We start from the raw sequence: 25762 nt of genomic DNA on the forward strand, positions 1-25762 counted from the left end.
GGCACCACCGGCTAGTTGCTGGCGAGATACTTCTTCGCCGCCGCGACGTCTGGCCGTTCCGTGTCGGCATTCGCCGTCAGCGCCACGAGTTGCTGATAGTTGTCCCGTGCCACAACCTTGTCACCGAGCCTGTCGGCTGCCTTGGCGGCGCCTGCGTAGCCCTGGAGGCGCTTCGGCTCCTTGGCCTTGGTGGCCTCGAAGGCAGCAAGCGCCTCCTTGGCCATGCCGCGATCGAGCAGCATGAAGCCGTAAAGCTCGCGCGCCGGCGCTAGCGGACCTGGCGTGATCACATGCTTTTCGGTCTTGTCCTCGGCCTCCGCCGCAGCGCTCATGGCCTTGAGAGCGTCGTCGTATTTGCCCTCTGAGTGAAGCACCCAGGCAACGGCCACCTGATGCTGAATATCGACGATCTCCGACCAGTAGTTATCCTTGGCGTCGCGCATCCTGTCACGCAATTCTGCGAGCTTTTGGACATCGGCTCTGGCGGCCTCCGGCTTGCCAGAGCGCGCGGCGCCAAGCGCGCGGGCGAAGTGCGAGATGGCCATCGCGAAGTTCAAGCCGCTCGGCCTGACAGACAGTTGCGAGGCGGCGTCCCAGTCACCGCGCTCGATCGCATAACGGGCCGGCGACGCCGCCAGTGCGTAGTCGGCCGCGGCGACCGTGGCCTTGAAGTCGGTTTCCTTTGCCATGTCATTTATGACGGCGCGCGCCTGCTGATCTTGGGCAAGTTGAAGGTGGGCGTAAACCATATAATCCTGCGCGTGCAGATAATTGCCCACCGACTTCTCGGCCTTGGCTGCTTTTACGGAGGCAGTGTTGGAAGCGATCGATTCCTTCCAATAGCCGACGCGGGTGTAGATATGCGACGGCATATGCTGGGCGTGCGGCGCGGCCGGCGCGATCTTGGCGTAACGGTTGGCGGCATCGAGACCTTTTTGTGCGATCGCCGGATAGTCATAGAGATGGATCAGGTAGTGCGTTACGCCCGGATGCTGTGGCAGCCGTACGGACATTGGCTCCAGAATTGCGGCGCCCTTGGCCTGCTGGGCGTAAGTCTTGTCGTTCAGGTCCGCCGACGTGTTGAGTGTGATGGCGTAGGCGATCTGAGCCTCGTCGTCGTCTGGATATTTCGCGGCGACTTTCGCTAGCGCATCCCGCAAGGCGCGCATGCGCTGGACGTGGGAAGTTTTGTCATAATCCGCGTACATCACCATAAGGGCATCGATGTAGTCGCGTTCGCGCTCGGTTTTGGCCCCGATTTCCTTGGCCTTCGTGATGGCGGCAAGCCCGGGCGCGAGATTCTGCCGCGGGATTGCGACGTGCGGGTTGTCCATCAGCGTGAGCGCGATGCCCCAATATGCCATGGCACATGTGGGGTCGGCCTTGATGACTTCCTCAAAGATTTCTTTGGCGTTGTTGTACCAGTAAGAATGCTGATAGCGCATCGCGCGATCGAACCGGCGCTGCGCCACCTCGTTACAAGAGGTCTTAAAGTGTACTTGACCGAGCTGCTGATCCACATCGTCTTGCGCAAGCAGCGGCTGGGGTGTCGATAGGCTAAGAGCTGCGATGGTAACCCCGAGGAGAGACTTCCGCATGGCCTTCCTCCCTTTGATGCATCTAGAAAAGAACAGATTGCAATACGCGTCCTTATACGCCTTTCGCGCTGGTGCTTGAATGAATATGTGGATCGTGGCAGTGCAACTGACCTTTCGTCCCCGAGCTTGGATAGTTCTCGGAGGTCCGCTGCGAAGTCCACCTTCCGATTAGCGCTTAGCCCCGTCCGCGATAGGGCGCGACGCCCTGATCGGGCACCCATACGTCCTTGGGCAGCTTGCCCGTCTGCCAGAACACGTCGATTGGGATGCCGCCGCGCGGATACCAGTAGCCGCCAATGCGCAGCCATTTCGGCTTGATCTCGGCCGCGATCCGCTTGCCGATCATGACCGTGCAATCCTCATGGAAGGCGCCGTGATTGCGAAAGCTCGCGACATAGAGCTTTAGCGATTTGGATTCCAGCAGCCATTGTCCCGGCACATAGTCGATCATGAGATGCGCGAAATCCGGCTGACCCGTCACCGGGCAGATCGAGGTGAATTCCGGTGCGGTGAAGCGAACCAGATAATTGGTGCCGGCTTGCGGATTGGGCACGCGGTCGAGCTGCGCCTTTTCAGGGCGATCAGGCCATTCCACGGCGCGGCCGAGTTGCAATGATGTGGGCAATGATTTCTTGGCCATCATGATCGTCCTGTTGCGAGCGCTGACATGAACGCTGCGGGGGGTGATCGTCAACCGTCAGCGCGAGGCTGGGTCGCCAAGAAAGCGCGTCAGCGCCTGCCGCTCAGCGGCGTCCTCGATCCCGCGGATCGACATCCACAATCCCGGAAACATCGCGGCGGGATCGGCGAGGAAGGCCTCCAGGCGCTTCGCATCCCAGCGCAATCCTTCGTCGCGCGCCTTGCGCAACACCGGCGAGTAATCGAACTCTGGATCAGCGGCCACCGTGCGCCCGATCAGCCCTGCAAGGTTGGGGCCAGGCAGGCCGCGCTCCGCGGGATCGAGGCTGTGGCAGGCGCGGCAGGGCGCGAACGCCCGCACGCCGTTTTCTTCCGCGATGGCGGGCGCGGTTAGGAGAAAGGGCAACAGCAGCAGCGCAGCGAATGACTTCACGCGACCGTCTGTATCACGACAAGGCGGTCATTGCCGGATTCGCCGCCCCAGGTTTCGCCGGGCCGGCCGTCGAGCTGGCGCACATTCGCGCCCGGCTGATCGCTGGGAAATGCGTTGAACTTCTCCGTCACCGGATCGAAGCGCACGATCGCGTTGGCGCCGAAATCGGTGAGCCAGACCTTGTCCTTGTCGTCGACATAGACCGCATAGGCGCGGGGATTGCTGCCCGGCAGCTTCCACGCCTTCCAGGAGCCGTCGGCGGGATCGTGCACCGACACATTGCCGCTATTCCATTCGCTGACCCAGATCCGGCCTTTCGAATCCGACCATACGCGCCGCGCGCCCTGCTTGGGTGTGGGTGGCTCGACCACAGTCGCGTTGCCGGTCGCCGGATCGATCTTTGCGATGTGGTTGCCGGCGAGCGAGGCGTACCAGATGTCGCCCTTCGGCGTGACGGTCATGCCATAGGTGCCGCGACCGCGCGGCGATTTGAACACAGTCATGTCGCTCGATCTGGGGTCGAGCCGGCCATAAATGCCGGATTGGCCGGTGAACCAGTAGATGCCGCCTCTGTCGAATACGCCGGTGTTGAGGTTGGCGTAGGCCTCCTTTTCGGGCAGGCGGAACAGCGTAATCTTGTGATCAATGGGGTCGACGCGCGCGATTGCGTTCTGTCCGCCTTCGGTAATCCAGGGCGCGCCATCTGGACCGATGATGACACCATGGGGCGCGGCGCCCTTGCCAAGGTCGATTAGCTTGTAGGACCCGTCGCGCGGATCGAGCCGGCCGAGCGTCCCGTTGCGCTGGCCGCAGAACCAGATCGAGCCATCGGGGGCCGGAGTCGTATCACGCGAGCCCATGCCGGATGCGACCGGATAATATTTGACGCGGAACGGGCCTTCCTGTCCGTTCGCGTGGCGCAGGAGAGTGGGCGCGGCAAGGAATCCGGCAGCGGCGGTTCCAAGAAACTGGCGGCGATTCATTGCGTTACCCCGGTCTATCAATGTGAAGGTTTGGACGCTGATATCAACCTCGAAGCAAGTCTATCCTGATCCGGCTCTATCGTCCGGAAGAGGTCGCAGCCAAAGCGTTCACATTTGCTTGCTCCCCGTGTAAGACCGCCCCCGAAACCGGACCACCCATTCCCAGGAAAGTTCAAGACATGACCGCCATCGTCGACATCATTGGCCGCGAAATTCTCGATAGCCGTGGCAATCCCACCGTTGAAGTCGATGTGGTGCTGGAAGACGGCTCGATCGGCCGCGCGGCTGTTCCCTCCGGCGCATCCACCGGGGCCCATGAGGCGGTCGAGCTGCGAGACGGCGACAAGCAGCGCTATCTCGGCAAGGGCGTGCAAAAGGCGGTGGAAGCCGTCAACGGCGAAATCTTCGAGGCGCTAAGCGATCAGGCCGTCGAGGACCAGGTCCACATCGACCAGATCATGATCGATCTCGACGGCACGCCGAACAAGAGCCGGCTCGGCGCCAACGCCATCCTCGGCGTTTCGCTGGCCTGCGCCAAGGCAGCGGCCGAATCCTTCGACATGCCGCTCTATCGCTATGTCGGCGGCACCTCGGCGCGGACGCTGCCGGTGCCGATGATGAACATCATCAATGGCGGCGCGCATGCCGACAACCCGATCGACTTCCAGGAGTTCATGATCCTTCCCGTGGGCGCCGCGAGCTTCGCCGAGGCGCTGCGCTGCGGCTCGGAAATCTTCCACACGCTGCGCAGCGAACTGAAGAAGGCCGGCCATAACACCAATGTCGGTGACGAGGGCGGCTTTGCGCCGAACCTGCCGTCGGCGGACGCAGCCCTCGATTTCGTGGTGAGCGCGATCGGCAAGGCCGGCTACAAGGCAGGCAGCGACGTGATGCTCGGCCTCGACTGCGCGGCCACCGAGTTCTTCAAGGACGGCAGTTACGTCTACGGCGGCGAGAACAAGACCCGCTCGCGTTCCGAGCAGGCAAAATATCTCGCCGATCTCGTCTCGCGTTATCCGATCGTCACCATCGAGGACGGCATGTCAGAGGATGACATGGACGGCTGGAAGGAATTGACCGACCTGATCGGCAAGAAGTGCCAGCTCGTCGGTGACGACCTGTTCGTCACCAACGTCACCCGCCTTGCCGACGGCATCAAGAACGGCCGCGCCAATTCGATCCTGATCAAGGTCAACCAGATCGGCACACTGACGGAGACGCTCGCCGCCGTCGAGCTGGCGCACAAATACGGCTACACTTCCGTGATGTCGCACCGATCCGGCGAGACGGAAGATTCCACCATCGCCGATCTGGCGGTCGCCACCAATTGCGGCCAGATCAAAACCGGATCATTGGCGCGCTCCGATCGCACCGCCAAGTACAACCAGCTCCTGCGCATCGAGCAGCAACTCGGCAATCAGGCAAAATATGCCGGCAAATCGGCGCTGAAGGCCTTGGCATAACGCATCGGCGCAACCAGATAGGACGGACACCAGGGGGAGGATGGCGATGAGCGACGGCAAGAGCGGGCTTCAACTGCGTTCGCTGCTCAAGAAGAGCGGCGAACTCGAACTGTCGCTGATCGATGTCCCGACGCCCGAGCCGGCCGACGACGAAGTCGTGGTCCGTGTCGAGGCGACCCCGATCAATCCCTCCGATCTCGGGCTCTTGATCGGTCCGGCCGACATGTCGACCGCCAAGGAATCCGGCAGCGCGGACGCGCCTGTCATCACCGCGAAGATGCCGGAATCGGCGATGCGGATGATGGCAGCGCGGCTCGACCAGTCGCTTCCCGTCGGCAATGAAGGTGCCGGCGTGGTGATCAGGACCGGATCTTCGGACGCCGCGAAAGCGCTGATGGGCAAGGCGGTCTCGATGATCGGCGGCGCGATGTACACGCAGTATCGCACCATCAAGGTCAGGGACGTCATGGAGCTGCCGTCAGGCACAACGCCGGCCGACGGCGCATCATGGTTCGTCAATCCCTTGACCGCGCTCGGGATGACCGAGACGATGCGGCGCGAGAACCACAAGGCGCTGGTGCACACCGCGGCCGCCTCCAATCTCGGGCAGATGCTCAACAAGATCTGCATCAAGGACGGCATCGGCCTCGTCAATATCGTTCGCAGTAAGGAGCAGGCCGACATCCTGCACAAGATCGGCGCCAAATATGTCGTCGATTCCACCGCAGACACGTTCATGGACGATCTGACCAACGCCCTGGTGGAAACCGGCGCCACCATTGCGTTCGATGCGATCGGTGGCGGCAAGCTGGCAAGCCAGATTCTTACCTGCATGGAAATCGCGGCCAACAAGACCGCCAAGGAATACAGCCGCTACGGCTCGAACGTGTACAAGCAGGTCTATATCTACGGCAGCCTCGACAATCGTCCGACCGAGCTCAGCCGTACATTCGGCCTGACCTGGGGCGTCGGCGGCTGGCTCTTGACGCCGTTCCTGCAGAAGATCGGCCCCGCCGAAATCGGCCGGCTGCGCCAGCGTGTCGCGTCCGAGCTCAAGACAACCTTTGCCAGCCACTACACGCAGGTAGTGTCGCTGCAGGAGACGCTGCAGCTTTCCAATATCGCCGTCTACAACAAGCGCTCCACCGGCGAGAAATTCCTGATCAACCCGAACAAGGGGTGAGCGCGCGCTTCTATTGCCGCGAACAGGCTGCCTTTCAGGCGGCCTGTTTTTGCATGCCGAGCCAGTCGTAAAGATAAGTTAATGCACTTGCATCTTTCTGCCGATCTGGCGTAAGGGAGCGCTGGCGCTTTTGCTTCAAAAGGGAAATCCAATGGCCACCTATTACACCATCGTCACGATCGTCGGCTCTCTCCGCAAGGAGAGCTTTTCGCTCAAGGTCGCCAACGCGCTCGCCAAACTGGCGCCGGCTTCGCTCAAGCTCGATGTGACCACGCTGCATGAAATTTCCTTCTTCAACCAGGATTTGGAAGCGGCGCCGCCGGCTGACTGGCTGGCGTTTCGCGAAAAGCTGCAGAAGTCGAACGGCGTGCTGTTCGTGACGCCCGAATATAACCGCTCGATCCCAGGCGTCCTGAAGAACGCGATCGACGTCGGCTCGCGCCCCTATGGCAAGAGCTCGTTCCTCGGCAAGCCGACCGGCATCGTCAGCAACTCGCCCGGCGCGCTCGGTGGCGTCAGCGCCGCCAAGCATTTGCAGAACATCCTGCCGGGTATTTCCGGTCCGATCCTCGGCCAGCCCGAAATCTACCTCAACGGCATCGGCGACGCTTTTAACGAGAAGGGCGAACTCGTGAAGGAAGCGGTGCAGAAGGTGCTGCAGCAATACATCGACGCGTTTGCGGCCTTCATCGAGAAGCAGAACAGGTAAGGACGTCATTGCAATGACGGCGGTGACATTCGTGCTCACCGCCTTAGCATTCCATTAACCCAGCCGTCGCATCTTGACGGCATGGTCTCCCGCACCCGATTGAAATCCATCCTGACCGGGCTCGCCCTCTATACGGTGGCGGCGATGATGGTCGGCTATTTCGGCGTCAACGCTTACACCGGCAAATACGGCTTGAACGCGCGCCAGGAACTCGATCAGGAAATCATTGCGCTGACTTCGGAATTGGCGCGGCTGAAGCGGGAGCGGGCAGAGGGCGAGCAGCGGGTATCGCTGCTGCGCTCCGACCGGGTCGATCCCGACATGCTGGATGAGCGCGCGCGCTTCCAGCTCGACTATGCCAATCCGCGCGATCTGATCCGGATCGTCAAGCCGAACTGATTTCAAACCGATGTCACGAACACGGCCGTCATGGGGGCGATGCCGGCGTGTCAGTCCGCAAATTTCAAAAAATCGCGAAATCAATTTCAAAAATGTCGCAGCCCACATTGCACTGCGGCATAGCATTATTTTCTCCAGCGCACGCAATCCTTTCACGGCGGTTTGAGTTGGGATAGAGAGGGCTTATCCGTCTCTCTTTCACCCGGAATTGCCATGGCTGCACCCAAGAAAAGCGTCGCGAAAGAACCAGGGCAGGAGAAGGCAAACGGGTCCCCACCGGAATTCACCAAGGCGCAGGAACTGGCCGCGCTGCGGGACATGCTCTTGATCCGCCGCTTCGAGGAAAAGGCGGGCCAGCTCTACGGCATGGGTGCGATCGGCGGCTTCTGCCATCTCTATATCGGCCAGGAAGCTGTGGTGGTCGGGATGCAGATGGCCCTGAAGAAGGGCGATCAGGTCATAACCGGATACCGCGACCACGGCCACATGCTGGCCTGCGGAATGGACGCCAACGGCGTCATGGCCGAACTCACCGGCCGCCGCGGCGGCTACTCCAAGGGCAAAGGCGGCTCCATGCACATGTTCAGCATGGAGAAGAATTTCTACGGCGGCCACGGCATCGTCGGCGCCCAGGTTTCGCTCGGGACAGGCCTTGCTTTCGCCAATCGTTATCGCGGCAATGACTTCGTCAGCGTCGCCTATTTCGGTGACGGCGCGTCCAACCAGGGCCAAGTCTACGAGAGTTTTAATATGGCGGAGCTGTGGAAGCTCCCGGTGATCTATGTGATCGAGAACAACCGCTACGCCATGGGCACGTCGGTGACGCGCTCCTCGGCACTGACCGATTTTTCCAAGCGCGGCGCCTCCTTCAACATTCCGGGCCAGCAGGTCGACGGCATGGATGTTCGCGCCGTGAAAGCCGCCGGCGACGAGGCGGTGGCCTGGTGCCGCGCCGGCAAGGGGCCGTTTATCCTGGAAATGCAGACCTACCGCTACCGCGGCCACTCGATGTCCGACCCGGCGAAATACCGGACTCGCGAAGAGGTCGAAAAAATCCGCACCGACCAGGACCCGATCGAGCAGGTGCGCAACCGCCTGCTGGCCGCCAAGGTCAGCGAGCAGGAGTTGAAGGCGATCGACGCCGAGGTCCGCGCGATCGTCAACGCATCCGCCGATTTCGCCCAGCGCGATCCCGAGCCCGATCCGTCCGAGCTCTGGACCGACATCTACAGGTAATTCAACGCATAGTTCGTAAAACGTGGGACCTGGTTTGCTGCTCTCGCAACCTGCAGATCAAACGAGCGCAGAACCAACTGACGAGTGATTTTCGGGAGCCGATATGCCCATTCAAGTGCTGATGCCTGCGCTGTCGCCCACCATGGAGAAGGGCAACCTTGCGAAGTGGCTGAAGAAGGAAGGCGAGACGATCAAGTCGGGCGATGTCATCGCCGAGATCGAGACCGACAAGGCGACGATGGAAGTCGAGGCGACCGATGAGGGCACGCTCGGCAAGATATTGATCCCCGAGGGCACCGCCGACGTTGCCGTCAACACGCCGATCGCGACCATTCTGGCCGACGGCGAGAGCGCCGCCGATCTCGGCAAGGCGAGCGCGCCGGCGCAAGCGGCGAAGGCCGCGGAATCCGCGCCCCCCGCTGAAGCCAAAGCTGAGGCGCCGCAGCCCAAAGCGGAGAAGGCGCCAGCCGCGCCGCCGGCCGCGGTCACCGAGCCCGATCCGGAAGTCCCCGCCGGCACCGAGATGATCACCCAGACCATCCGCGAGGCGCTCCGCGACGCGATGGCGGAAGAAATGCGGCGCGACCCCGACGTGTTCATCATGGGCGAGGAGGTCGCGGAATATCAGGGCGCCTACAAGGTGACCCAGGGCCTGCTGCAAGAGTTTGGCGCGCGGCGCGTGATCGATACCCCGATCACCGAGCATGGCTTTGCCGGCGTCGGCGTTGGGGCTTCGATGACGGGGCTGAAGCCGATCGTCGAATTCATGACATTCAATTTTGCCATGCAGGCGATCGATCAGATCATCAACTCCGCGGCCAAGACGCTGTACATGTCGGGCGGCCAGATGGGGTGCTCGATCGTATTCCGCGGCCCCAACGGCGCCGCCGCCCGCGTAGCCGCCCAGCACAGCCAGGATTACTCGGCCTGGTACTCGCAAATTCCCGGGCTGAAGGTGATCGCGCCGTTCTCGGCGGCCGACTACAAGGGGCTTCTGAAGGCCGCGATCCGCGATCCCAACCCCGTCATCTTCCTCGAAAACGAAGTGTTGTACGGCCACACCGGCGAGGTGCCAAAACTCGACGACTACGTGATCCCGATCGGCAAGGCGCGTATCGTTCGCTCGGGCAAGGACGTAACGCTGATTTCGTGGTCGAATGGCATGACCTACGCGCTGAAGGCCGCAGACGAGCTCGCGAAGGAAGGCATCGAGGCCGAGGTGATCGACCTGCGCACGCTGCGCCCGATGGATACCGAGACGATCGTCAACTCGGTAAAGAAGACCGGCCGCGCGGTGACGGTGGAAGAAGGCTGGCAGCAGTCCGGCGTCGGCGCCGAGATTGCCGCCCGCATCATGGAGCACGCCTTCGATTATCTTGATGCGCCGGTCGCGCGCGTATCCGGCAAGGACGTGCCGATGCCTTATGCCGCGAACCTCGAAAAGCTCGCGTTGCCTTCTGTTGCCGAGGTGGTCGCGGCCGCCAAAGCCGTTTCTTATCGGTAAGCCCATGGCCGGTCCCAACGAACAACCGCTGCCGCCGGACGTGATCGGCCGCGAGGACGCCGTTGAAGTCCTGCGCGCCTTCGTCGTCGATGGTGGGCTCTCGATCGCGTTCCAGCGCGCCTTCGAGGAGCCTGACATGTGGGGCCTCTTGCTGGTCGATATCGCCCGCCACGCCGCCCGCGCCTATGCGCGCGAGAGTGGCTACACCGAGGACGAGGCGCTCGCGCGCATCGTCGAGATGTTCGAAGCCGAAATCAACCGGCCGACCGACATGGGCTCCACCACGCCCCGGTCGCAACAGGGTCACTGACGATGCCGATCAACATTTTGATGCCCGCGCTGTCGCCCACGATGGAAAAGGGCAACCTTGCCAAGTGGCTCAAGAAAGAGGGCGACAAGGTCAAATCCGGCGACGTGATCGCCGAGATCGAGACCGACAAGGCGACGATGGAAGTCGAGGCGGTCGACGAGGGCACGATTGCCAAGATTCTGGTGCCGGAGGGTACGCAGGACGTCCCCGTCAACGACGTGATCGCGGTACTGGCCGGCGACGGCGAGGATGTGAAGGCGGCAGGCGCCGCGCCCGCGCCGAAGGCTGCCGAAGCGCCCAAGGAGGCACCCGAAGAAGCGCCGAAGCCTGCTGCCGCGGCTCCGGCGCCAACACCTGCTCCCACCACTCCCGCGCCTGCCCCTCAGGCGGCGCCGCCTGCCAAGGGCAACGGGCAAGGCCGTATCTTCTCGTCGCCGCTCGCGCGCCGCCTCGCCAAGGATGCGGGCATTGATCTTTCGCGCATCAACGGCTCGGGCCCGCATGGCCGCGTCGTCGCCCGCGACGTCGAGGATGCCAAGTCGGGCAAGGGCCTGAAAGCCCCGGCCGCCGCGCCTGCGGCGGGTCCGAGCATCGCGCCGTCAATGTCCGACAAGCAGATCCTGGCGCTGTTCGAGGAGGGCAGTTACGAGATCGTGCCGCATGACGGCATGCGCCGCACCATTGCGCAACGGCTGACGGCGTCGGTGCAGACCGTGCCGCATTTCTATCTCACGATGGACTGCGACATCGGCAAGCTCCTGGTCGCCCGCGAGGAGATCAACGCCGCGGCACCGAAGGACAAGGAAAAGAAGCCGCTCTACAAGCTCTCGGTCAACGACTTCGTCATCAAGGCGATGGCGATCGCGCTGCAAAAGATTCCGAATTGCAACGTGAGCTGGACCGAAGGCGGCATGCTCAAGCACAAGCACTCCGACATCGGCGTGGCCGTGGCGATGCCCGGCGGCCTGATCACGCCGATCATCCGGAAAGCGGAAACCAAGACGCTGTCCACGATTTCATCCGAGATGAAGGACTTTGCCGCGCGCGCACGGGCACGCAAGCTGAAGCCGGAAGAATACCAGGGCGGTACCACGGCGGTGTCCAACCTCGGCATGTACGGCATCAACCACTTCACCGCCGTGATCAATCCGCCGCACGCGACGATCCTGGCGGTGGGCACCAGCGAGGAGCGTCCCGTGGTGCGCGGTGGCAAGATCGAGATCGCGCAGATGATGAGCGTGACGCTTTCCTGCGATCACCGGGCGATCGACGGCGCGCTCGGCGCCGAGTTGATCGGCGCCTTCAAGCAGTTGATCGAGAACCCGGTCATGATGATGGTGTGAGGCGAGGGTAGCCGCCCGTCATTGCGAGCGCAGCGAAGCAATCCATCTCATCGGCGACAAGGTGGATTGTTTCGTCGCAAGGGCTCCTCGCAATGACGGAGAACTGTGATGGTCGCACGATGATAACGAGCACATAGCCATGGCCGACAATTCCTTCGACGTCATCATCATCGGCTCCGGCCCCGGTGGCTACGTCACCGCGATCCGCTCGGCTCAACTCGGCTTCAAGACCGCGATCATCGAAAAGTCCTATCTCGGCGGCATCTGCCTGAACTGGGGCTGCATCCCGACCAAGGCGCTTCTGCGATCAGCCGAAATCTTCCATTACATGCAGCACGCCAAGGACTACGGCCTTTCAGCCGAGAAGATTTCGTTCGATCCGAAGGCGGTGGTGCAACGCTCGCGTGGCGTTTCGAAGCGGCTGAATGACGGCGTCGGCTTCCTGATGAAAAAGAACAAGGTGACAGTGATTTGGGGCGAGGCGTCGATCGATGCGCCGGGCAACGTCACGGTGAAAAAATCCGCCGTCGAGGCGCCGAAGGGGGCGCTGGGTGAGGGCGCCTATCAGGCCAAGCATATCATTCTCGCGACCGGCGCCCGGCCGCGCGTGCTGCCGGGGCTTGAGCCCGACAAGAAACTGGTCTGGACCTATTTCGAGGCGATGGTCCCGGAGCGGATGCCGAAATCGCTGCTGGTGGTTGGTTCGGGCGCAATCGGCATCGAGTTCGCCTCGTTCTTCCACACCATGGGCGCCGATGTCACCGTGGTCGAGGTCTTGCCGCAGATCCTCCCGGTCGAGGACGCCGAGATCGCCGGTCTCGCGCGCAAGCGGTTCGAGAAGCAGGGCATCAAGATTCTCTCAAACACCAAAGTCACGAAGCTCGAGAAGAAAGCCGACAGTGTGGTTGCCACCATCGACGACGGCAAGAAGCCGCAGACGGTCGAGTTCGAGCGGGTGATCTCGGCGGTCGGCGTGGTCGGCAATGTCGAAGGTCTCGGCCTCGAAAAGCTCGGCGTCAAGACCGACCGCGGCGTCGTCGTGATCGACGGCTACGGCAAGACCAATGTCCCCGGCATTTATGCTATTGGCGACGTCGCAGGTCCGCCGATGCTCGCCCACAAGGCCGAGCACGAAGGTGTCGTCTGCATCGAGGCTATCAAGGGCCTGCATCCGCACGCCACGGACAAGAACCTCATTCCCGGCTGCACCTATTGCCACCCGCAGATTGCTTCCGTGGGGCTGACCGAGGCGAAGGCGAAAGAGGGCGGCCGCGAGATTCGCGTCGGCCGCTTCCCGTTCGTCGGCAACGGCAAGGCAATCGCGCTCGGTGAGGACCAGGGCCTCGTCAAGGTGATCTTCGACAAGAAGACGGGGCAATTGCTCGGCGCTCACATGATCGGTGCGGAAGTGACGGAGTTAATCCAGGGTTACGTGGTCGCCATGAATCTGGAGACTACGGAGGAGGAGTTGATGCACACCGTATTCCCGCATCCGACGCTGTCCGAGATGATGAAGGAGGCCGTGTTGGATGCCTACGGCCGCGTGCTGAACATCTAGCCTAATCCCTAACCGTCATGCGCGGGCTTGACCCGCGTATCCATCGCGCTTCACAAGAGTCTTGCGAAGAAGATGGAATGCCGGGTCTAGCCCCGGCAATGACAAGCAAACCAGAAAGAACAGTTGTGAAAGACAACGACAATCTGACCATCGAACGCCCGACCTTTGTGACCCATCTCGAATGCGCGATGGAAGGCGATCGGTACGAGGCCGACCAGATTTACAACCTCTCCAAGGCCGGCAAGCCGCTACTGGTGCGTTACGACCTCGCTGGCGTGAAGAAGGCGCTGACCAAGGAAGCCCTCGCGCAGCGCCCGGCCGACATGTGGCGCTATCGCGAGCTGCTGCCGGTGCGTAAGGTCACGGACATTGTCAGCCTCGGCGAAGTGACGACGCCGCTGATCCGGCTGCCGAAGCTTGCGAAAAAACTCGGCGCTGGCGAGATCATTGTGAAGGACGAGGGGCGCTTGCCGACCGGCTCGTTCAAGGCCCGCGGCCTTGTCATGGCGGTGTCGATGGGCAAGGCGCTCGGTATCAAGCACATGGCGATGCCGACCAACGGCAATGCGGGCGCAGCGCTCGCGGCCTACGCGACGTCCTGCGGCATCAAGACGACGATCTTCTGCCCCGCCGACACGCCGGAGGTGAACGTCAGCGAGATCGAGCTGCAGGGCGCCACCGTCTATCGCGTCAATGGCCTGATCGACGATTGTGGCAAGATCGTCGGCGAGGGGAAGGTAAAAGCGGGCTGGTTCGACACCTCGACGCTGAAGGAGCCTTACCGGATCGAAGGCAAGAAGACGATGGGCCTTGAGCTCGCCGAACAGCTAGACTGGGAGATGCCCGACGTGATCTTCTACCCGACCGGCGGCGGCACCGGCCTGATCGGAATGTGGAAGGCGTTTGCCGAACTGGAAGCCATCGGCTTCATCGGCGCGAAGCGGCCGCGGATGGTCGCGGTACAGGCGTCCGGCTGCGCGCCGATGGTGCGCGCCTTCGAGAACGGCACCGAGCACGCCCCGCGCTGGGAAGATGCCCATACCATCGCGTCAGGCATCCGCGTGCCGCAAGCGGTCGGAGATTTTCTGATCCTGCGCGCGGTTCGCGAGAGCAAGGGATTTGCGATCGCGGTCCCGGACGAGAAGATTTCTGCTGCGCTCAACGAAGTGGCGCGCGAGGAGGGCCTGCTGTTGTGTCCGGAAGGGGCGGCGACGTATGCTGCCTATCAGCAAAGCCTTGCCGACGGTCGCGTGACCAAAAACGATCGCGTCATGCTGTTCAATTGCGCGACAGGGCTTAAATATCCGCTGCCGCCGGTCACGCGCACGCTCGATCGCCACCAGCCGATCGACTACGCCAAGCTCTGACCGTCATGCGGCGGAATGTAATGGGAGCATGAGATGCGAAAGATCATTCTGGCCGCGATTGCAGTGTTGGCGTTCGGTGGTGTTGCGGCAGCGCAAAACTTCCCCTCGCGTCCCGTCACCATCATCGTACCGTTCTCCGCTGGCGGTCCGTCGGATGCGATGGCGCGCATTCTCGCGGAGCGCATGAAGGTCACGCTCGGCGAGCAGGTGCTGGTCGAGAACGTGACGGGAGCGGCCGGTTCGGTCGGCGTCGGCCGCGCGGTGCGTTCGCCGCCTGACGGTTACACGATCAGCTTCGGCCACCTCGGTACCCACGTCGCCAATGGCGCGATCTACAAGCTCGGCTACGACCTCATAACCGACCTCGAACCGGTCGCGCTGCTGCCGAGCAATCCGATGATCATCGTCAGCAAGAAGGCGGTGCCCGCAACCTCGCTGAAGGAATTTGTGGCGTGGCTGAAGGCGCAGCCGACGTCGGCGACCGCGGGCACGGCCGGCGCCGGCTCCGGCAGCCATATCGCCGGGGTCTACTTCGAGAACGTTACCGGCATCAAGCTGCAATATGTGCCGTATCGCGGCACCGGCCCCGCGATGAATGATCTCGTCGCCGGCCAGATCGACATGATCGTCGACCAGACCTCGAATTCGATCGGGCAGGTGCGGGCCGGCAATATCCGCGCCTATGCCATCACCGACAGCAAGCGCGTGGAATCTGCCTCCGACATTCCGACCGTGGACGAGGCGGGGCTGCCCGGCTTCCACATGACGCTGTGGTCCGGCCTCTGGGTGCCCAAGGATACGCCGAAGGACGTCATCGCCAAGCTGAATGCGGCGACCGTGGAGGCGTTGAACGATCCGGCGGTGCGCAAGCAGCTTGAAAACCTCGGCCTGCAAATGCCGCCGAAGGACAAACTCACGCCCGAAGCGCTCGGTGCCTGGCAGAAAGCCGAGATCGCAAAATGGTGGCCGATGATCAAGGCCGCCAACGTCAAGGTGGATTAGCTCCGGATGCGCACGCGGGCGAATGTGCAAGATCGAGGGCAGGGAACCTACGGGTAGTGCGGACGTTAACGCTCTTATACGGAGCGCACGATGGCTGACAAATACAACCGAACCAAGGGCACAATCGGACTCATTCTCGGCGGAGTCATCGCATTGGCTGCTGCGGCATTCATTCTCACCGGCGGTGAATTGGGCGGAACTAAAGAGGTGACCAGCGATGCTGACCTTCCGCCGGTCGCGCCCGGAAAGAAATAGTAGTTGGTAAGTGTGCTTTGTCCGATCTCTTCGGACTGCAGCGGCCAAGCCGTCCTCCATATTGATCGGATGCTCTATTTCGACTGAGCATCGCGCGCGCAGCGCGATGTCGTTGAGCGGATCATCAACATCACCAGTCGCGAGGTGAGCGACATTATGACCCCGCGGACGGATATCGACTGGAGGCTCTCGATGGTGAACCACTTGATCCCCTCGCCGCAATTCAGCAGCCTTTGGTTCTCCCCGAATCGATTCCTGTGCTTCACGCTATCGAGAGGTTCAAGGCTCAGCCCGCTCGTGTCGGCGTGATCGTCGACGAATATGGAGCGCTTCAGGGCATCGTGACGCGGACCGACCTCCTTGCGGCAATTGCGGGCGATCTGCCCGATGCCGGTGAGGACCCTGCGGAGCTTGAGCAACGGGACGGCACGTTCCTCTTAGATGGCAAAATGGCAGCGGACGAAGCTCCGATTCGCCTCAATATCGGTCGCAGGCCGGAAGGCGATTTTCACACGCTTGCAGGATTTGCGATTGCTCTACTTGGCAGAATACCCGCCCTTGGTAACCAGTTCACTTGGGAGGGGTGGCGATTCCAGATCGTTGATATGGAGGGTCCGCGGATTAGCAAGGTTCTTGCATCAAGAGACTGAACGATCCGGCTGTACGCAAACAGCTTGAAAAACCTCGGCCTGCAGATGCCGCCCAAGGACAAGCCCACGCCCGAAGCGCTCGGCGCCTGGCAAAAGGCCGAGATCACAAAATGGTGGCCGATGATCAAGGCCGCCAACGTCAAGGTGGATTAGCCCGGCCGCCGCGCGCTTGCTCATGATGTGTCACGATGGCTTACGTATGTGGGGCGTGTAACCGGCGGCCCGCTCCCCCGGTGAGGCTGCATGGCTTTGCCGCTTGTTCGAAGCACGTCGTCACTGAACGCTGGGCAGCCTCTCCAGCGCGACTTGTTGCCACAGCCGAGATAGTCATTTGCGTTTTGACGCAGGTGGTGCCTCAATTCTTTCCGTCTGTTGGAGATGCATGGAATTTCATTGTCTGCCCGGAATGCAGCTATTGACTGGCCTCCGCTGCAGTGGCGCTTTTCGCCGTCAGGATAGTCTGGCCGCGATCATACTGACGATCCATTTGCACGGAATGCTTTAACTCCATTATCAGGAGCCTCCCATGAAACTAGCATCGCTATTCACTGCGGTGACACTTACCGTCATCGGCCTTGCAGGCCCGACGCTTGCACAAACGCCGGAAGGCCCACTCGTCAACGGCGAATGGCTGGAGAAGAACCTTAGCGATCCCAAGGTGCGTGTCGTCGAGGTGAGCGTCGAACCGGGCCTGTTCGAACGCGGCCATATCCCCAATGCGCAGAACGTTGTCTGGCACACGGATCTGGTTGACACGGTCCGTCGCGACATCGCCACGAAGGAGAAATTTCAGGACCTCGTCCGCAAGCTCGGCATCGACAAGGATACGACCGTCGTCCTCTACGGCGACAACAACAACTGGTTTGCCGCCTGGGGCGCCTGGATTTTCAAAAGCTACGGCTTCGATAACATAAAGCTGCTCGATGGCGGCCGGAAGAAATGGGAGGCTGACAAGCGTCCCTTCGACAGCCGTGTGGCCTCGGTAGCGCCGAGCCAGGTTTCCATCGGCGAGCCCAACAGCAAGCTGCGCGCGCGGCTGTCGGACGTGAACGACGCGGTGTCGAAGAAGACCAATGCGACCATCGTCGACATCCGCTCGCCGGACGAATATTCCGGCAAGGTGTTCGCTCCTCCGGGTTCGCAGGAGCTGGCGGTGCGCGCCGGCCACGTCCCGGGTGCGATCAACGTTCCCTGGGTCCGCGCCGTGAACGAGGATGGCACGATCAAGTCGGCTGACGAATTGAAGAAGCTTTATGCAGCAGCGGGCATCGATGATTCGAAGCCGATCATCGTCTACTGCCGCATTGGCGAACGCTCCAGCCACACCTGGTTCGTGCTCTCGCAGATTCTGGGCTATGATGTGCGCAACTATGACGGCTCGTGGACCGAATACGGAAACACGGTTGGCTTGCCCGTCGTCAACGTGGCAGGGACCGTCTGGGGTGGCAAGTGAAGCGCTGACATCGCAGGACAAGGCTTACGCGCATCGCATCGATGCGCCGCAGACCGCAACGGCGCCGGGCTCCCCGGCGTCGTTCGCATTTGTGCCCTCACTCGTGCGCTTGCTGGTCTCGGCTGCGCTTCTGGTGGTGCTGGCGGCGCTGGCTTACGTGCTCCACCTGAACCGCCAGCCGGGTCTTTCGCTCTCGCTTCTCTTGGGCGCAGCCTTCGGCATTGTCCTGCAACGCTCGCGCTTCTGCTTCTTCTGCAATTTTCGCGACTGGTTCGACAGTGGCGATCCGCGCGGCCTGTTCGGAATCCTCGTGGCGCTCGCGGTCGGCATCGTCGGCTATGCCATCGTGTTCGGGGCGTGGCTGCCCGATCCGTCCAGCGGCCGGCTGCCGCCGGACGCCTTCATAGGCCCGGTGAGCCTCGTCCTGCCGGTTGCCGGCCTCGCATTCGGTGCAGGTATGGCGATATCAGGCTCCTGTGTCAGCGCGCACCTCTATCGCCTCGGCGAGGGATCGCCGACCGCGCCTTTCGCGCTGATCGGCACGGTTATTGGCTTCATTCTCGGCTTCATGAGCTGGAATACGCTCTACCTGACCCAGATCGTTGGCGCGCCCATGGTGTGGCTGCCGCACTGGGTCGGCTATGCTGGCACGCTGGTGGCGAGCCTGATCATGCTCGCTCTCGTCGCGCTCTGGCTGTCGCGCGGCGGCCAGCAACGCTCTCAGCCAGTAGACGATACGCCCTGGCGCAAGATACTGATCCATCGCTGGCCAGCCTGGATCGGCGGAGCGATCGTTGGCGTTATCGGCATGGTGGCGTATCTGCGCGTCGCGCCGCTGGGCGTCACCGCAGAGATTGGCAGCCGCGCGCGTCAGATCGCCTCGGTGACAGGTCTCTCGCCCGGCAGGCTTGAGGGACTTGATACGCTGCGGGGCTGTGTCACCGTCATTCGCGACGGTCTCGTTTCCAATAACGGCGCGTTCATCGCAGCGCTCGTTGTCGCTTCCTTTGCCGCCGCATTCGTATCCGGCCAATTCAAGCCGGAGCGGCCGACCGCCGGTCAGGCCAGCCGCGGTGTGATCGGCGGCATTCTGCTTGGCTGGGGCGCCATGACAGGCCTTGGCTGCACGATCGGCACGTTGCTTTCCGGCATCATGGCCGGAGCGCTCTCAGGCTGGGTCTTCGCGGTGGCGGTGTTCACAGGCATCGCCACCACACTGCTCGTGGGGCGCCGCATCGGGGCGCTAGGTTGAAAGTCGGAGTGCAAGGGCCGGCGGCCGGCCCTTGCAAGTGATTTTCAGGAAGTGGTTTGAGTGCTGGACTGCGTTTACCTTACGCGTTTTGACGTTTCAGCTTGGAAAGATGGCTTCCCGCGTCAGTCGGCGTTTCGGTACGGTCGATGCCTCGAACGCTCAAAAATCATCCGCCTGGATTGATTCTTGGTCCTAACGCCGTCACAGAAACGAACGATCCATGGGCCTTCTGCCAGTCGGCGGCGGGTCGGGGCCAGCACAACAGAATCATTTTGCGCCGGTCGACATTCATGCCGGCTCAATTCGACTGGCCAACACCTTGTCAATCCGCCTGCCGTCGAGATCGGCAACCTCAAACTGCCATCCCTCATCTTCAATTCTATCACCCACGTTGGGAATCTTGCCAAACTCCTGAAGCAGAAAGCCGGCAAACGTCTGATAGGGCCGCGATGCAGGAAGGGCAATTCCGAGCAAATGCGCGGCCTCAACCGCCGGCATCCAACCGGAGATTAAATACGATCCGTCGTTACGCTTTACGGCAGCAGGCTCGACCGGTCCGTCTTTGGTATTGAAGGAGCCGACGATCGCTTCGAGGATGTCAGCGCTGGTCACGACACCTTGGAAAACGCCATATTCGTCATGCACCAGTCCCACGTGAACAGGTGCACCGCGCAAGAGCGTAATCACATCTCGAGCATCGAGCGCTTCCGGCATTATGGGTGCTTCGCGAACCAGATCTCGGACTTTGGGGATCTTGCCCGCCAGGTAGACGTCAAGCAAATCTTTTGCACTCACGATGCCTACCGCGCCTTCGTGATTGCCATCAAAGACGACGAGATGGGAGTGCTTGCTCTCCAAGAGGTCAGCAAAAATTTGGTCGTTACTATCTTCCAAGTTGATAGAGTCTACCTCGTGACGTGGGGTCATTACCGCCCCCACGGCCAGATCGCCGAGCCGCATCACCCCGGCGATCCATTCCTTTTCGCCCGGTTCTAATACTCCGGCATTCTCAGCCTCGGCGACAAGCGATCGAATTTCATCCTCACTGACTCTATCGCCCGCTTCCTCTCGATGACCCAACAGCCACAGCAATATCTTGCCGGATCGATCAAGGAGCCACACCAGCGGATGCGACACCTTGGCAAGCAACACCATCGCAGGTGCCACCTTCACTGCTACGGCCTCTGGATCACGAAGCGCAATCTGCTTCGGAACGAGCTCGCCGATAATCAGTGACGCATAGGTGATGAAAGCAACGACAACGCCAACTCCGGCCGGCTCTGCGACGCGTGGCGACAGGCCGGCCTCGATCAGCCAAGATGCAAGACGGAGCCCTAACGTCGCGCCTGAGAAAGCGCCGGACAACACGCCAATCAGGGTAATGCCGATTTGAACGGTCGACAGGAATTTGCCGGGATCAGATGCCAGCGCAAGGGCGCGGCGGGCTCCTTTGACACGCTTCTCGACAAGGCCGGCCAGCCTCGCCGGACGCGACGATACAATGGCCAACTCCGACATTGCGAGTAGGCCATTGAGAACAATCAGGATCGTGACGATCCCGAGGTCTAGATATAGCACGATTTTACCTTCTGTGGCGCGGGTGGCCGCACCGGTACCACACGATCGCCGCAGCACGTATGTAGTGTCCTGCCATAGGGACGCAAATGGAACTAGTTCCCGGACGCCGGCATGCGGGACAGTCAAGATCGTGGCTTAATCAGCTTCCGAACTTTTGTCGTTATCGCTGCAGCAATCATTCTGATGATTGCCGCCCTTGCATGGGAGAACATCGCGCATGTTCCCAGTAATCCCGGACCCAGCGGAATACCGGGATCGACGGCGCGAGATCAGACCCCACCGCCCGCCGGGGATATCTCAGGGACGACCACCGGGAAGTCGCGCTGACCTCATGCGCCTGAGATGCGGATGCAGCCTTGCGCCCGGTGACGATTGAATCGACACCGGACGCTGGAGGTGCAAGGTCCGGAAAGCCGGCCCTTGCAGGTGCTTGAGACCTGAGCTCCTTCGCCTTACGCGTAGGTGGCCATGTTGGCCATCGCCGTCATTTCGTTGTGGTGGCCGCCGTCGGTGCCGCCACCGGCCAGCACGCCGTCGTCCTCCAGATCGAAATGCGCGCCGCCGAGTTCGCCAACCTTCTCGTAGGCGCCATACACGGTTTGGGTAACGTTGATGTCGCTCTGCTTCACCAGGTTGCCGTAGACGGTGATGGTGCCGAGCAGATCCTCGTCATGCGCGCCGGCATTGCCTTGCTGGCTGATGACGGTGATCACGCTATAGTCGTTCCTGCCGTCGCCGTTGCTGTCCTTGTGCTCGATCGACTTGACCTCGGCGGTATGCGCCGAGATTTCGATCTTGTCGCCCTGGGCGCGATTGAAGTCGCGGATCACGTCGTTGCCGAAGCCGTCGACCCAGTGGTCGTGAACGGCGCCGTTTTCGCCGGTGACGCCGACCCAGTCGATGGTGCCGTCGGCATTGACGTGCTTGGCGACGATCTCATCCTTGGCGTTCACCATGCCTTCGAAGCGGAAGGTGTCGGCGCCCCTGCCGCCGGTGAGGGTGTCGTTGACCGCCTTGAACGCAGCGGTTTCCTCCGCGAAGATCTGGGTCGTGCCGTCCTGGGCCGCGACCATCTCGCCGGCGTCCGACCGGCTGAGCAGCACGTCGTTGCCGGAGCCGCCATCCATGCGGTCAGCGCCGAAGCCGCCGACCAGGAGATCGGCGCCGGAGCCGCCCGAGAGATTGTCGTTGCCCGAGCCACCCCACACCTTGTCGTCGCCGGAGCCGGCGTTCAGCGTGTCGTTACCGGCCATGCCGGCGACCGAGTCCGCCTTGGCACCGGAGTACAAGACGTTGTTGCCCGTCGTGCCGTTCAGATGATCGTGGTCGGCGGTGCCACCCGTAAACCTGGCTAAAAAATCATCGAGACGGCCGTCGTCGAAGAATCTGTTTAGATTGAAGCGTGCCATTAGTCGAACCTCTTACTCAGAGGCCTCACGGACTAGAAACGACCACGGACTTTGGGAAAGCCTCGCGTGATGCGCGCGGGAAGGACGTGAGGCAGGATCCCTCACCCGCATCGAAGAAGAAACAGCAAAACGGGCCCGTGGCTGGACGTGTGCGCGGCGGATTTGCGCTGCGCAGGGGCAATATGGTGACGCGAAAGGCGTTCGTGCGCCGATCCTTGGGCCTGCGCCTCAATTCCAGCCGGCGATCAAAACGTCTGCGACAAGCTGCGTACCGCGTTGTTCTCTCTCGCATATGAACCACAAGCGCCGACGGTGCGCATGTCGCGGGCCACATCATTGCGTGACGAAAACTGGCGCAAAAAGTGCCGGCCGCACAAAAATGACGCGATCCCGTTTCGAACGCCAGGCATGGCACGGGATGTAACTTTCGCTCTGCGCAATAGCGCAATAGAAGATGGGCGCCGTGGATGTTGTTCGGGTTGCGCTGTCCGATTCGCGGCGAGGCTGGGGCGCGCGGCATTTCGTCGATCGCCCTCAGGTTGTGATCGGCTGAGAGCCTGGTCTCCCGGAACGAGGGTTTTTTCGAGGGGTACCGCCGATCTTGGTAACGCCAAATAATGGTTGCCGCCGGGCCACGATTGTTGCGTGACTGCAACAACAAGGGAACATTTGGTTAACCGTCCCGCCTGCCTCTTGCTTGCGCCGCTTTTTGGCCACACCCCTCCATTGAAACCATTTCCTTCTTAGCTGATTGGCCACAGCGCCGGCGAAGGCGACGGGAAATTGCTCCCGAGGCCGACAGGAAGATGGCTGGGGAGAACAGGTTCCGCTGATGGACGCCAAGACCGACATTAAGAAGAGGTTGCCGAGCCGTCACGTGACGGAGGGACCGGAGCGTGCCCCTCATCGGTCCTACCTCTACGCGATGGGGCTGACCACCCAGCAGATCCACCAGCCTTTCGTCGGCGTCGCGTCCTGCTGGAATGAAGCCGCGCCTTGCAATATCTCGCTGATGCGCCAGGCGCAGGCGGTCAAGAAAGGCGTTGCGGCTGCCGGCGGCACCCCGCGCGAATTCTGTACCATCACCGTGACCGACGGCATCGCCATGGGCCATGACGGCATGCGCTCGTCCCTGCCATCCAGGGAATGCATCGCCGACTCGGTCGAGCTGACGGTCCGCGGCCACGCCTATGACGCCCTCGTCGGGCTCGCCGGCTGCGACAAGTCGCTGCCGGGCATGATGATGGCGATGGTCCGGCTCAACGTGCCCTCGATCTTCATCTATGGCGGCTCGATTCTGCCGGGCAATTTCCGTGGCCAGCAGGTCACGGTGCAGGACATGTTCGAGGCCGTAGGCCGACACTCGGTCGGTGATATGTCGGATGCGGATCTCGACGAAATCGAGCGGGTGGCCTGTCCCTCGGCGGGGGCGTGCGGCGCGCAATTCACCGCCAACACCATGGCGACCGTGTCAGAGGCGATTGGCCTGGCGTTGCCCTATTCGGCCGGCGCGCCGGCGCCGTACGAGATTCGCGACGCGTTTTGCACCGCCGCCGGCGAGAAGATTCTGGAGCTGATCGCAGCCAACATCCGCCCGCGCGACATCGTCACCCGCCGTTCGCTGGAAAACGCCGCCGCCGTGGTTGCGGCCTCCGGCGGGTCGACCAATGCTGCGCTGCACCTGCCGGCGATCGCGCATGAGTGTGGGATAAAATTTAACCTATTCGACGTCGCCGAAATCTTCAAAAAGACTCCTTATGTCGCGGATTTGAAGCCAGGGGGCCGTTATGTTGCCAAAGACATGTTCGAGGTTGGCGGTATTCCGCTTCTGATGAAGACGCTGCTCGACAATGGCCACCTGCACGGAGATTGCCTTACCGTCACGGGCCGTACGATCGCCGAAAATCTCAAGAGCGTGAAATGGAATCCGCACCAGGATGTGGTGCGGTCCGCCGACAATCCGATCACCGTCACGGGAGGCGTTGTCGGGTTGAAGGGTAATCTCGCGCCGGAGGGCGCGATCGTGAAGGTCGCGGGCATGTCGAAGTTGAAATTTGCTGGTCCTGCCCGTTGCTTCGATCGCGAGGAAGACGCCTTCGAGTCGGTCCAGAAGAAAACCTACAAGGAAGGCGAGGTCATCGTGATCCGCTACGAGGGGCCGCGCGGCGGTCCCGGCATGCGGGAGATGCTCTCGACGACGGCGGCGCTGACCGGGCAGGGGATGGGCGGCAAGGTCGCCCTGATCACCGACGGCCGGTTCTCTGGCGCCACCCGTGGCTTCTGCATCGGCCATGTCGGACCGGAGGCGGCCGTGGGCGGCCCGATAGCCCTGTTGCAGAATGGTGACATTATCGAGATCGACGCCGAGGCCGGGACTCTTAACGTAAAATTGACCGACGCCGAACTCGCCGAACGTAAAACCAAATGGCTGCCTCGACAGACTAACCATACGTCGGGTGCGCTGTGGAAATATGCCCAACAGGTCGGGCCGGCGGTGGATGGGGCTGTGACCCATCCTGGCGGTGCGCACGAGAAACAGTGTTATGCGGACATCTAGGCGTATCATTCTTGCGTTGATGCTGGGGGCCGCGCCGGTGGCCGCCCCTGGATTCGCATTTGACGGCGCACCGGTAAAGCCGGACGCCGCGCTCCCCGTAATGAACCAGCCCGCGGCAGCGCAAGCCGTCACGGCGCAGGCGCTGAAAAAGGCTGGAGCCGCGGCGGCTACCGCCACGGCGACTGCGGTTAACGCGCCTTCGCTGACTTCGCTGCAATACGCCGCCGAGGGTGGCCATCCCGTCGCGCAGTGGAAGCTCGGCCGGATGTATGCCGACGGTGATGGCGTGGTGCAGGATGACCTGCGCGCGTTTGAATATTTCAGCCGTATCGCCAACCAGCATGCCGAGGATAGCCCGTCGGCGCCGCAGGCCGCGATCGTGGCTAACGCCTTCGTGGCGCTAGGGCGCTACTACCTCAACGGCATCCCGAATTCCAAGATCAAGCCCGACACCGATCGGGCCCGGGAAATGTTCTCCTATGCCGCGTCCTATTTCGGCAATGCCGACGCGCAATACGATTTGGCGCGGCTTTATCTGAAAACCCCGGATGCCTCGCGGGACGATTTCCGCTATGGGGCGCGCTGGCTTGGTCTGGCTGCCCAGAAAGGCCAGCATCAGGCGCAGGCCATGCTCGGCCAGATGCTGTTCAACGGCGACCGGCTGCCGCGGCAGGCCGCCCGCGGATTGATGTGGCTGACGCTGGCGCGTGACAACGCCGCGCCCGATGAGACCTGGATCCGCGAAAGCTACAACCGTGCGTTCGCCAAGGCCTCCGACGACGACCGCGCCACGGCCTTGCAGATGCTCGAGCACTGGGTGCAGGGCAAGCGGGATTGACGCCGCACCGCCGGTAGGGTGGGCAAGGGCGCTCTGCGCCGTG

Annotated in this window: 23 protein-coding genes and 1 pseudogene; 18 read left to right on the plus strand and 6 right to left on the minus strand. The window is 62.0% G+C overall.

What is annotated here, in order from left to right:
• Positions 1–11: 11 nt before the first annotated feature.
• The 4 genes from CQ13_RS11900 to CQ13_RS11915 form a co-directional block, all read right to left on the minus strand.
• Positions 12–1598 (minus strand): tetratricopeptide repeat protein, encoded by a 1587-nt coding sequence (locus CQ13_RS11900; RefSeq protein ID WP_057843080.1) that lies wholly within the window; start codon positions 1596–1598, stop codon positions 12–14.
• 175 nt (positions 1599–1773) lie between these two features.
• On the minus strand, positions 1774–2238 hold the full coding sequence (gene queF / locus CQ13_RS11905; protein WP_057843138.1) for a preQ(1) synthase: 465 nt from the start codon (positions 2236–2238) through the stop codon (positions 1774–1776).
• 57 nt (positions 2239–2295) lie between these two features.
• A complete protein-coding gene (locus tag CQ13_RS11910) occupies positions 2296–2670 on the minus strand; it encodes a c-type cytochrome (protein ID WP_057843081.1) in 375 nt (124 codons plus the stop codon).
• Positions 2667–3653 carry a Vgb family protein gene (locus CQ13_RS11915; RefSeq protein WP_057843082.1) on the minus strand — a complete coding sequence of 329 codons (987 nt, stop codon included), beginning with the start codon at positions 3651–3653 and terminating at the stop codon, positions 2667–2669. Before CQ13_RS11915 ends, CQ13_RS11910 begins: the two co-directional genes overlap by 4 nt.
• Positions 3654–3832: 179 nt before the next feature.
• Here CQ13_RS11915 and eno point away from each other — a divergent pair, with 179 nt between their 5' ends.
• The 16 genes and pseudogenes from eno (at position 3833) to CQ13_RS11985 (ending at position 19337) form a co-directional block, all read left to right on the plus strand.
• Positions 3833–5116, plus strand: coding sequence for a phosphopyruvate hydratase (gene eno, locus CQ13_RS11920; RefSeq protein WP_057843083.1), 1284 nt, complete (start codon positions 3833–3835; stop codon positions 5114–5116).
• Between the two features lie 46 nt (positions 5117–5162).
• Positions 5163–6299 (plus strand): zinc-binding dehydrogenase, encoded by a 1137-nt coding sequence (locus CQ13_RS11925; RefSeq protein ID WP_057843139.1) that lies wholly within the window; start codon positions 5163–5165, stop codon positions 6297–6299.
• 151 nt (positions 6300–6450) lie between these two features.
• Entirely contained in the window at positions 6451–7008 is a 558-nt protein-coding gene (locus tag CQ13_RS11930; protein WP_057843084.1) for an NADPH-dependent FMN reductase, read from the plus strand.
• A gap of 81 nt (positions 7009–7089) precedes the next feature.
• Entirely contained in the window at positions 7090–7407 is a 318-nt protein-coding gene (locus tag CQ13_RS11935) for an FtsB family cell division protein (RefSeq protein ID WP_057843085.1), read from the plus strand.
• Between the two features lie 213 nt (positions 7408–7620).
• Complete coding sequence (pdhA, locus tag CQ13_RS11940; protein ID WP_057843086.1) at positions 7621–8643, plus strand: pyruvate dehydrogenase (acetyl-transferring) E1 component subunit alpha; 1023 nt, start codon at positions 7621–7623, stop codon at positions 8641–8643.
• Between the two features lie 103 nt (positions 8644–8746).
• A complete protein-coding gene (locus tag CQ13_RS11945; RefSeq protein WP_057843087.1) occupies positions 8747–10147 on the plus strand; it encodes a pyruvate dehydrogenase complex E1 component subunit beta in 1401 nt (466 codons plus the stop codon).
• Between the two features lie 4 nt (positions 10148–10151).
• On the plus strand, positions 10152–10457 hold the full coding sequence (locus tag CQ13_RS11950; protein WP_028345892.1) for a DUF5076 domain-containing protein: 306 nt from the start codon (positions 10152–10154) through the stop codon (positions 10455–10457).
• Between the two features lie 2 nt (positions 10458–10459).
• Positions 10460–11800 (plus strand): pyruvate dehydrogenase complex dihydrolipoamide acetyltransferase, encoded by a 1341-nt coding sequence (locus CQ13_RS11955; protein ID WP_057843088.1) that lies wholly within the window; start codon positions 10460–10462, stop codon positions 11798–11800.
• Positions 11801–11939: 139 nt separating this feature from the next.
• Positions 11940–13358: a dihydrolipoyl dehydrogenase gene (gene lpdA, locus CQ13_RS11960; RefSeq protein WP_057843089.1), complete on the plus strand. Its 1419-nt coding sequence runs from the start codon at positions 11940–11942 to the stop codon at positions 13356–13358.
• A 125-nt stretch (positions 13359–13483) separates the two neighbouring features.
• A complete protein-coding gene (locus CQ13_RS11965; RefSeq protein ID WP_057843090.1) occupies positions 13484–14725 on the plus strand; it encodes a threonine synthase in 1242 nt (413 codons plus the stop codon).
• Between the two features lie 33 nt (positions 14726–14758).
• Positions 14759–15727, plus strand: a complete 969-nt coding sequence (locus tag CQ13_RS11970) for a tripartite tricarboxylate transporter substrate binding protein BugD (RefSeq protein WP_057843091.1) — start codon at positions 14759–14761, stop codon at positions 15725–15727.
• Between the two features lie 90 nt (positions 15728–15817).
• Positions 15818–15982 carry a hypothetical protein gene (locus CQ13_RS42875; protein ID WP_156433633.1) on the plus strand — a complete coding sequence of 55 codons (165 nt, stop codon included), beginning with the start codon at positions 15818–15820 and terminating at the stop codon, positions 15980–15982.
• Between the two features lie 257 nt (positions 15983–16239).
• Complete coding sequence (locus CQ13_RS40910) at positions 16240–16632, plus strand: transporter associated domain-containing protein (protein ID WP_245309148.1); 393 nt, start codon at positions 16240–16242, stop codon at positions 16630–16632.
• Positions 16626–16785 (plus strand): annotated as a pseudogene (locus CQ13_RS42880) (tripartite tricarboxylate transporter substrate binding protein BugD); the annotation flags it as partial. The gene CQ13_RS40910 and the pseudogene CQ13_RS42880, both read left to right, overlap by 7 nt.
• 373 nt (positions 16786–17158) lie before the next feature.
• On the plus strand, positions 17159–18085 hold the full coding sequence (locus CQ13_RS11980; RefSeq protein ID WP_057843093.1) for a sulfurtransferase: 927 nt from the start codon (positions 17159–17161) through the stop codon (positions 18083–18085).
• Positions 18075–19337, plus strand: coding sequence for a YeeE/YedE family protein (locus CQ13_RS11985; protein ID WP_245309149.1), 1263 nt, complete (start codon positions 18075–18077; stop codon positions 19335–19337). The genes CQ13_RS11980 and CQ13_RS11985 overlap by 11 nt, the downstream gene beginning before the upstream one ends.
• A 288-nt stretch (positions 19338–19625) precedes the next feature.
• Here CQ13_RS11985 and CQ13_RS11990 read toward each other — a convergent pair whose 3' ends face one another.
• Both CQ13_RS11990 and CQ13_RS11995 read right to left on the minus strand, forming a co-directional pair.
• Entirely contained in the window at positions 19626–20915 is a 1290-nt protein-coding gene (locus CQ13_RS11990; RefSeq protein ID WP_057843094.1) for a hemolysin family protein, read from the minus strand.
• A 452-nt stretch (positions 20916–21367) separates the two neighbouring features.
• On the minus strand, positions 21368–22324 hold the full coding sequence (locus tag CQ13_RS11995; RefSeq protein ID WP_057843095.1) for a calcium-binding protein: 957 nt from the start codon (positions 22322–22324) through the stop codon (positions 21368–21370).
• Between the two features lie 832 nt (positions 22325–23156).
• Between CQ13_RS11995 and ilvD the strand changes: the two genes are divergently transcribed.
• Together ilvD and CQ13_RS12005 are read left to right on the plus strand one after the other, a co-directional pair.
• Positions 23157–24881 (plus strand): dihydroxy-acid dehydratase, encoded by a 1725-nt coding sequence (gene ilvD, locus CQ13_RS12000; protein ID WP_057843096.1) that lies wholly within the window; start codon positions 23157–23159, stop codon positions 24879–24881.
• A complete protein-coding gene (locus CQ13_RS12005; RefSeq protein WP_057843097.1) occupies positions 24868–25719 on the plus strand; it encodes a tetratricopeptide repeat protein in 852 nt (283 codons plus the stop codon). Before ilvD ends, CQ13_RS12005 begins: the two co-directional genes overlap by 14 nt.
• The last annotated feature ends 43 nt before the right edge of the window (positions 25720–25762 follow it).

The sequence above is a fragment of the Bradyrhizobium retamae genome (genome assembly GCF_001440415.1).
Lineage (GTDB): Bacteria > Pseudomonadota > Alphaproteobacteria > Rhizobiales > Xanthobacteraceae > Bradyrhizobium > Bradyrhizobium retamae.

What these genes read in the sequence shown, in the direction of transcription:
- CQ13_RS11945 (WP_057843087.1), top strand. Translation starts at nt 8,747, where the DNA reads ATGCCCATTCAAGTGCTGATGCCTGCGCTGTCGCCCACCATGGAGAAG.
- CQ13_RS11950 (WP_028345892.1), top strand. Translation starts at nt 10,152, where the DNA reads ATGGCCGGTCCCAACGAACAACCGCTGCCGCCGGACGTGATCGGCCGC.
- CQ13_RS11915 (WP_057843082.1), bottom strand. Translation starts at nt 3,653, where the DNA reads ATGAATCGCCGCCAGTTTCTTGGAACCGCCGCTGCCGGATTCCTTGCC.
- CQ13_RS11900 (WP_057843080.1), bottom strand. Translation starts at nt 1,598, where the DNA reads ATGCGGAAGTCTCTCCTCGGGGTTACCATCGCAGCTCTTAGCCTATCG.
- eno (WP_057843083.1), top strand. Translation starts at nt 3,833, where the DNA reads ATGACCGCCATCGTCGACATCATTGGCCGCGAAATTCTCGATAGCCGT.
- lpdA (WP_057843089.1), top strand. Translation starts at nt 11,940, where the DNA reads ATGGCCGACAATTCCTTCGACGTCATCATCATCGGCTCCGGCCCCGGT.
- ilvD (WP_057843096.1), top strand. Translation starts at nt 23,157, where the DNA reads ATGGACGCCAAGACCGACATTAAGAAGAGGTTGCCGAGCCGTCACGTG.
- queF (WP_057843138.1), bottom strand. Translation starts at nt 2,238, where the DNA reads ATGGCCAAGAAATCATTGCCCACATCATTGCAACTCGGCCGCGCCGTG.
- pdhA (WP_057843086.1), top strand. Translation starts at nt 7,621, where the DNA reads ATGGCTGCACCCAAGAAAAGCGTCGCGAAAGAACCAGGGCAGGAGAAG.
- CQ13_RS42875 (WP_156433633.1), top strand. Translation starts at nt 15,818, where the DNA reads ATGGCTGACAAATACAACCGAACCAAGGGCACAATCGGACTCATTCTC.
- CQ13_RS11980 (WP_057843093.1), top strand. Translation starts at nt 17,159, where the DNA reads ATGAAACTAGCATCGCTATTCACTGCGGTGACACTTACCGTCATCGGC.
- CQ13_RS11930 (WP_057843084.1), top strand. Translation starts at nt 6,451, where the DNA reads ATGGCCACCTATTACACCATCGTCACGATCGTCGGCTCTCTCCGCAAG.
- CQ13_RS11925 (WP_057843139.1), top strand. Translation starts at nt 5,163, where the DNA reads ATGAGCGACGGCAAGAGCGGGCTTCAACTGCGTTCGCTGCTCAAGAAG.
- CQ13_RS11935 (WP_057843085.1), top strand. Translation starts at nt 7,090, where the DNA reads ATGGTCTCCCGCACCCGATTGAAATCCATCCTGACCGGGCTCGCCCTC.
- CQ13_RS12005 (WP_057843097.1), top strand. Translation starts at nt 24,868, where the DNA reads ATGCGGACATCTAGGCGTATCATTCTTGCGTTGATGCTGGGGGCCGCG.
- CQ13_RS11955 (WP_057843088.1), top strand. Translation starts at nt 10,460, where the DNA reads ATGCCGATCAACATTTTGATGCCCGCGCTGTCGCCCACGATGGAAAAG.
- CQ13_RS11970 (WP_057843091.1), top strand. Translation starts at nt 14,759, where the DNA reads ATGCGAAAGATCATTCTGGCCGCGATTGCAGTGTTGGCGTTCGGTGGT.
- CQ13_RS11995 (WP_057843095.1), bottom strand. Translation starts at nt 22,324, where the DNA reads ATGGCACGCTTCAATCTAAACAGATTCTTCGACGACGGCCGTCTCGAT.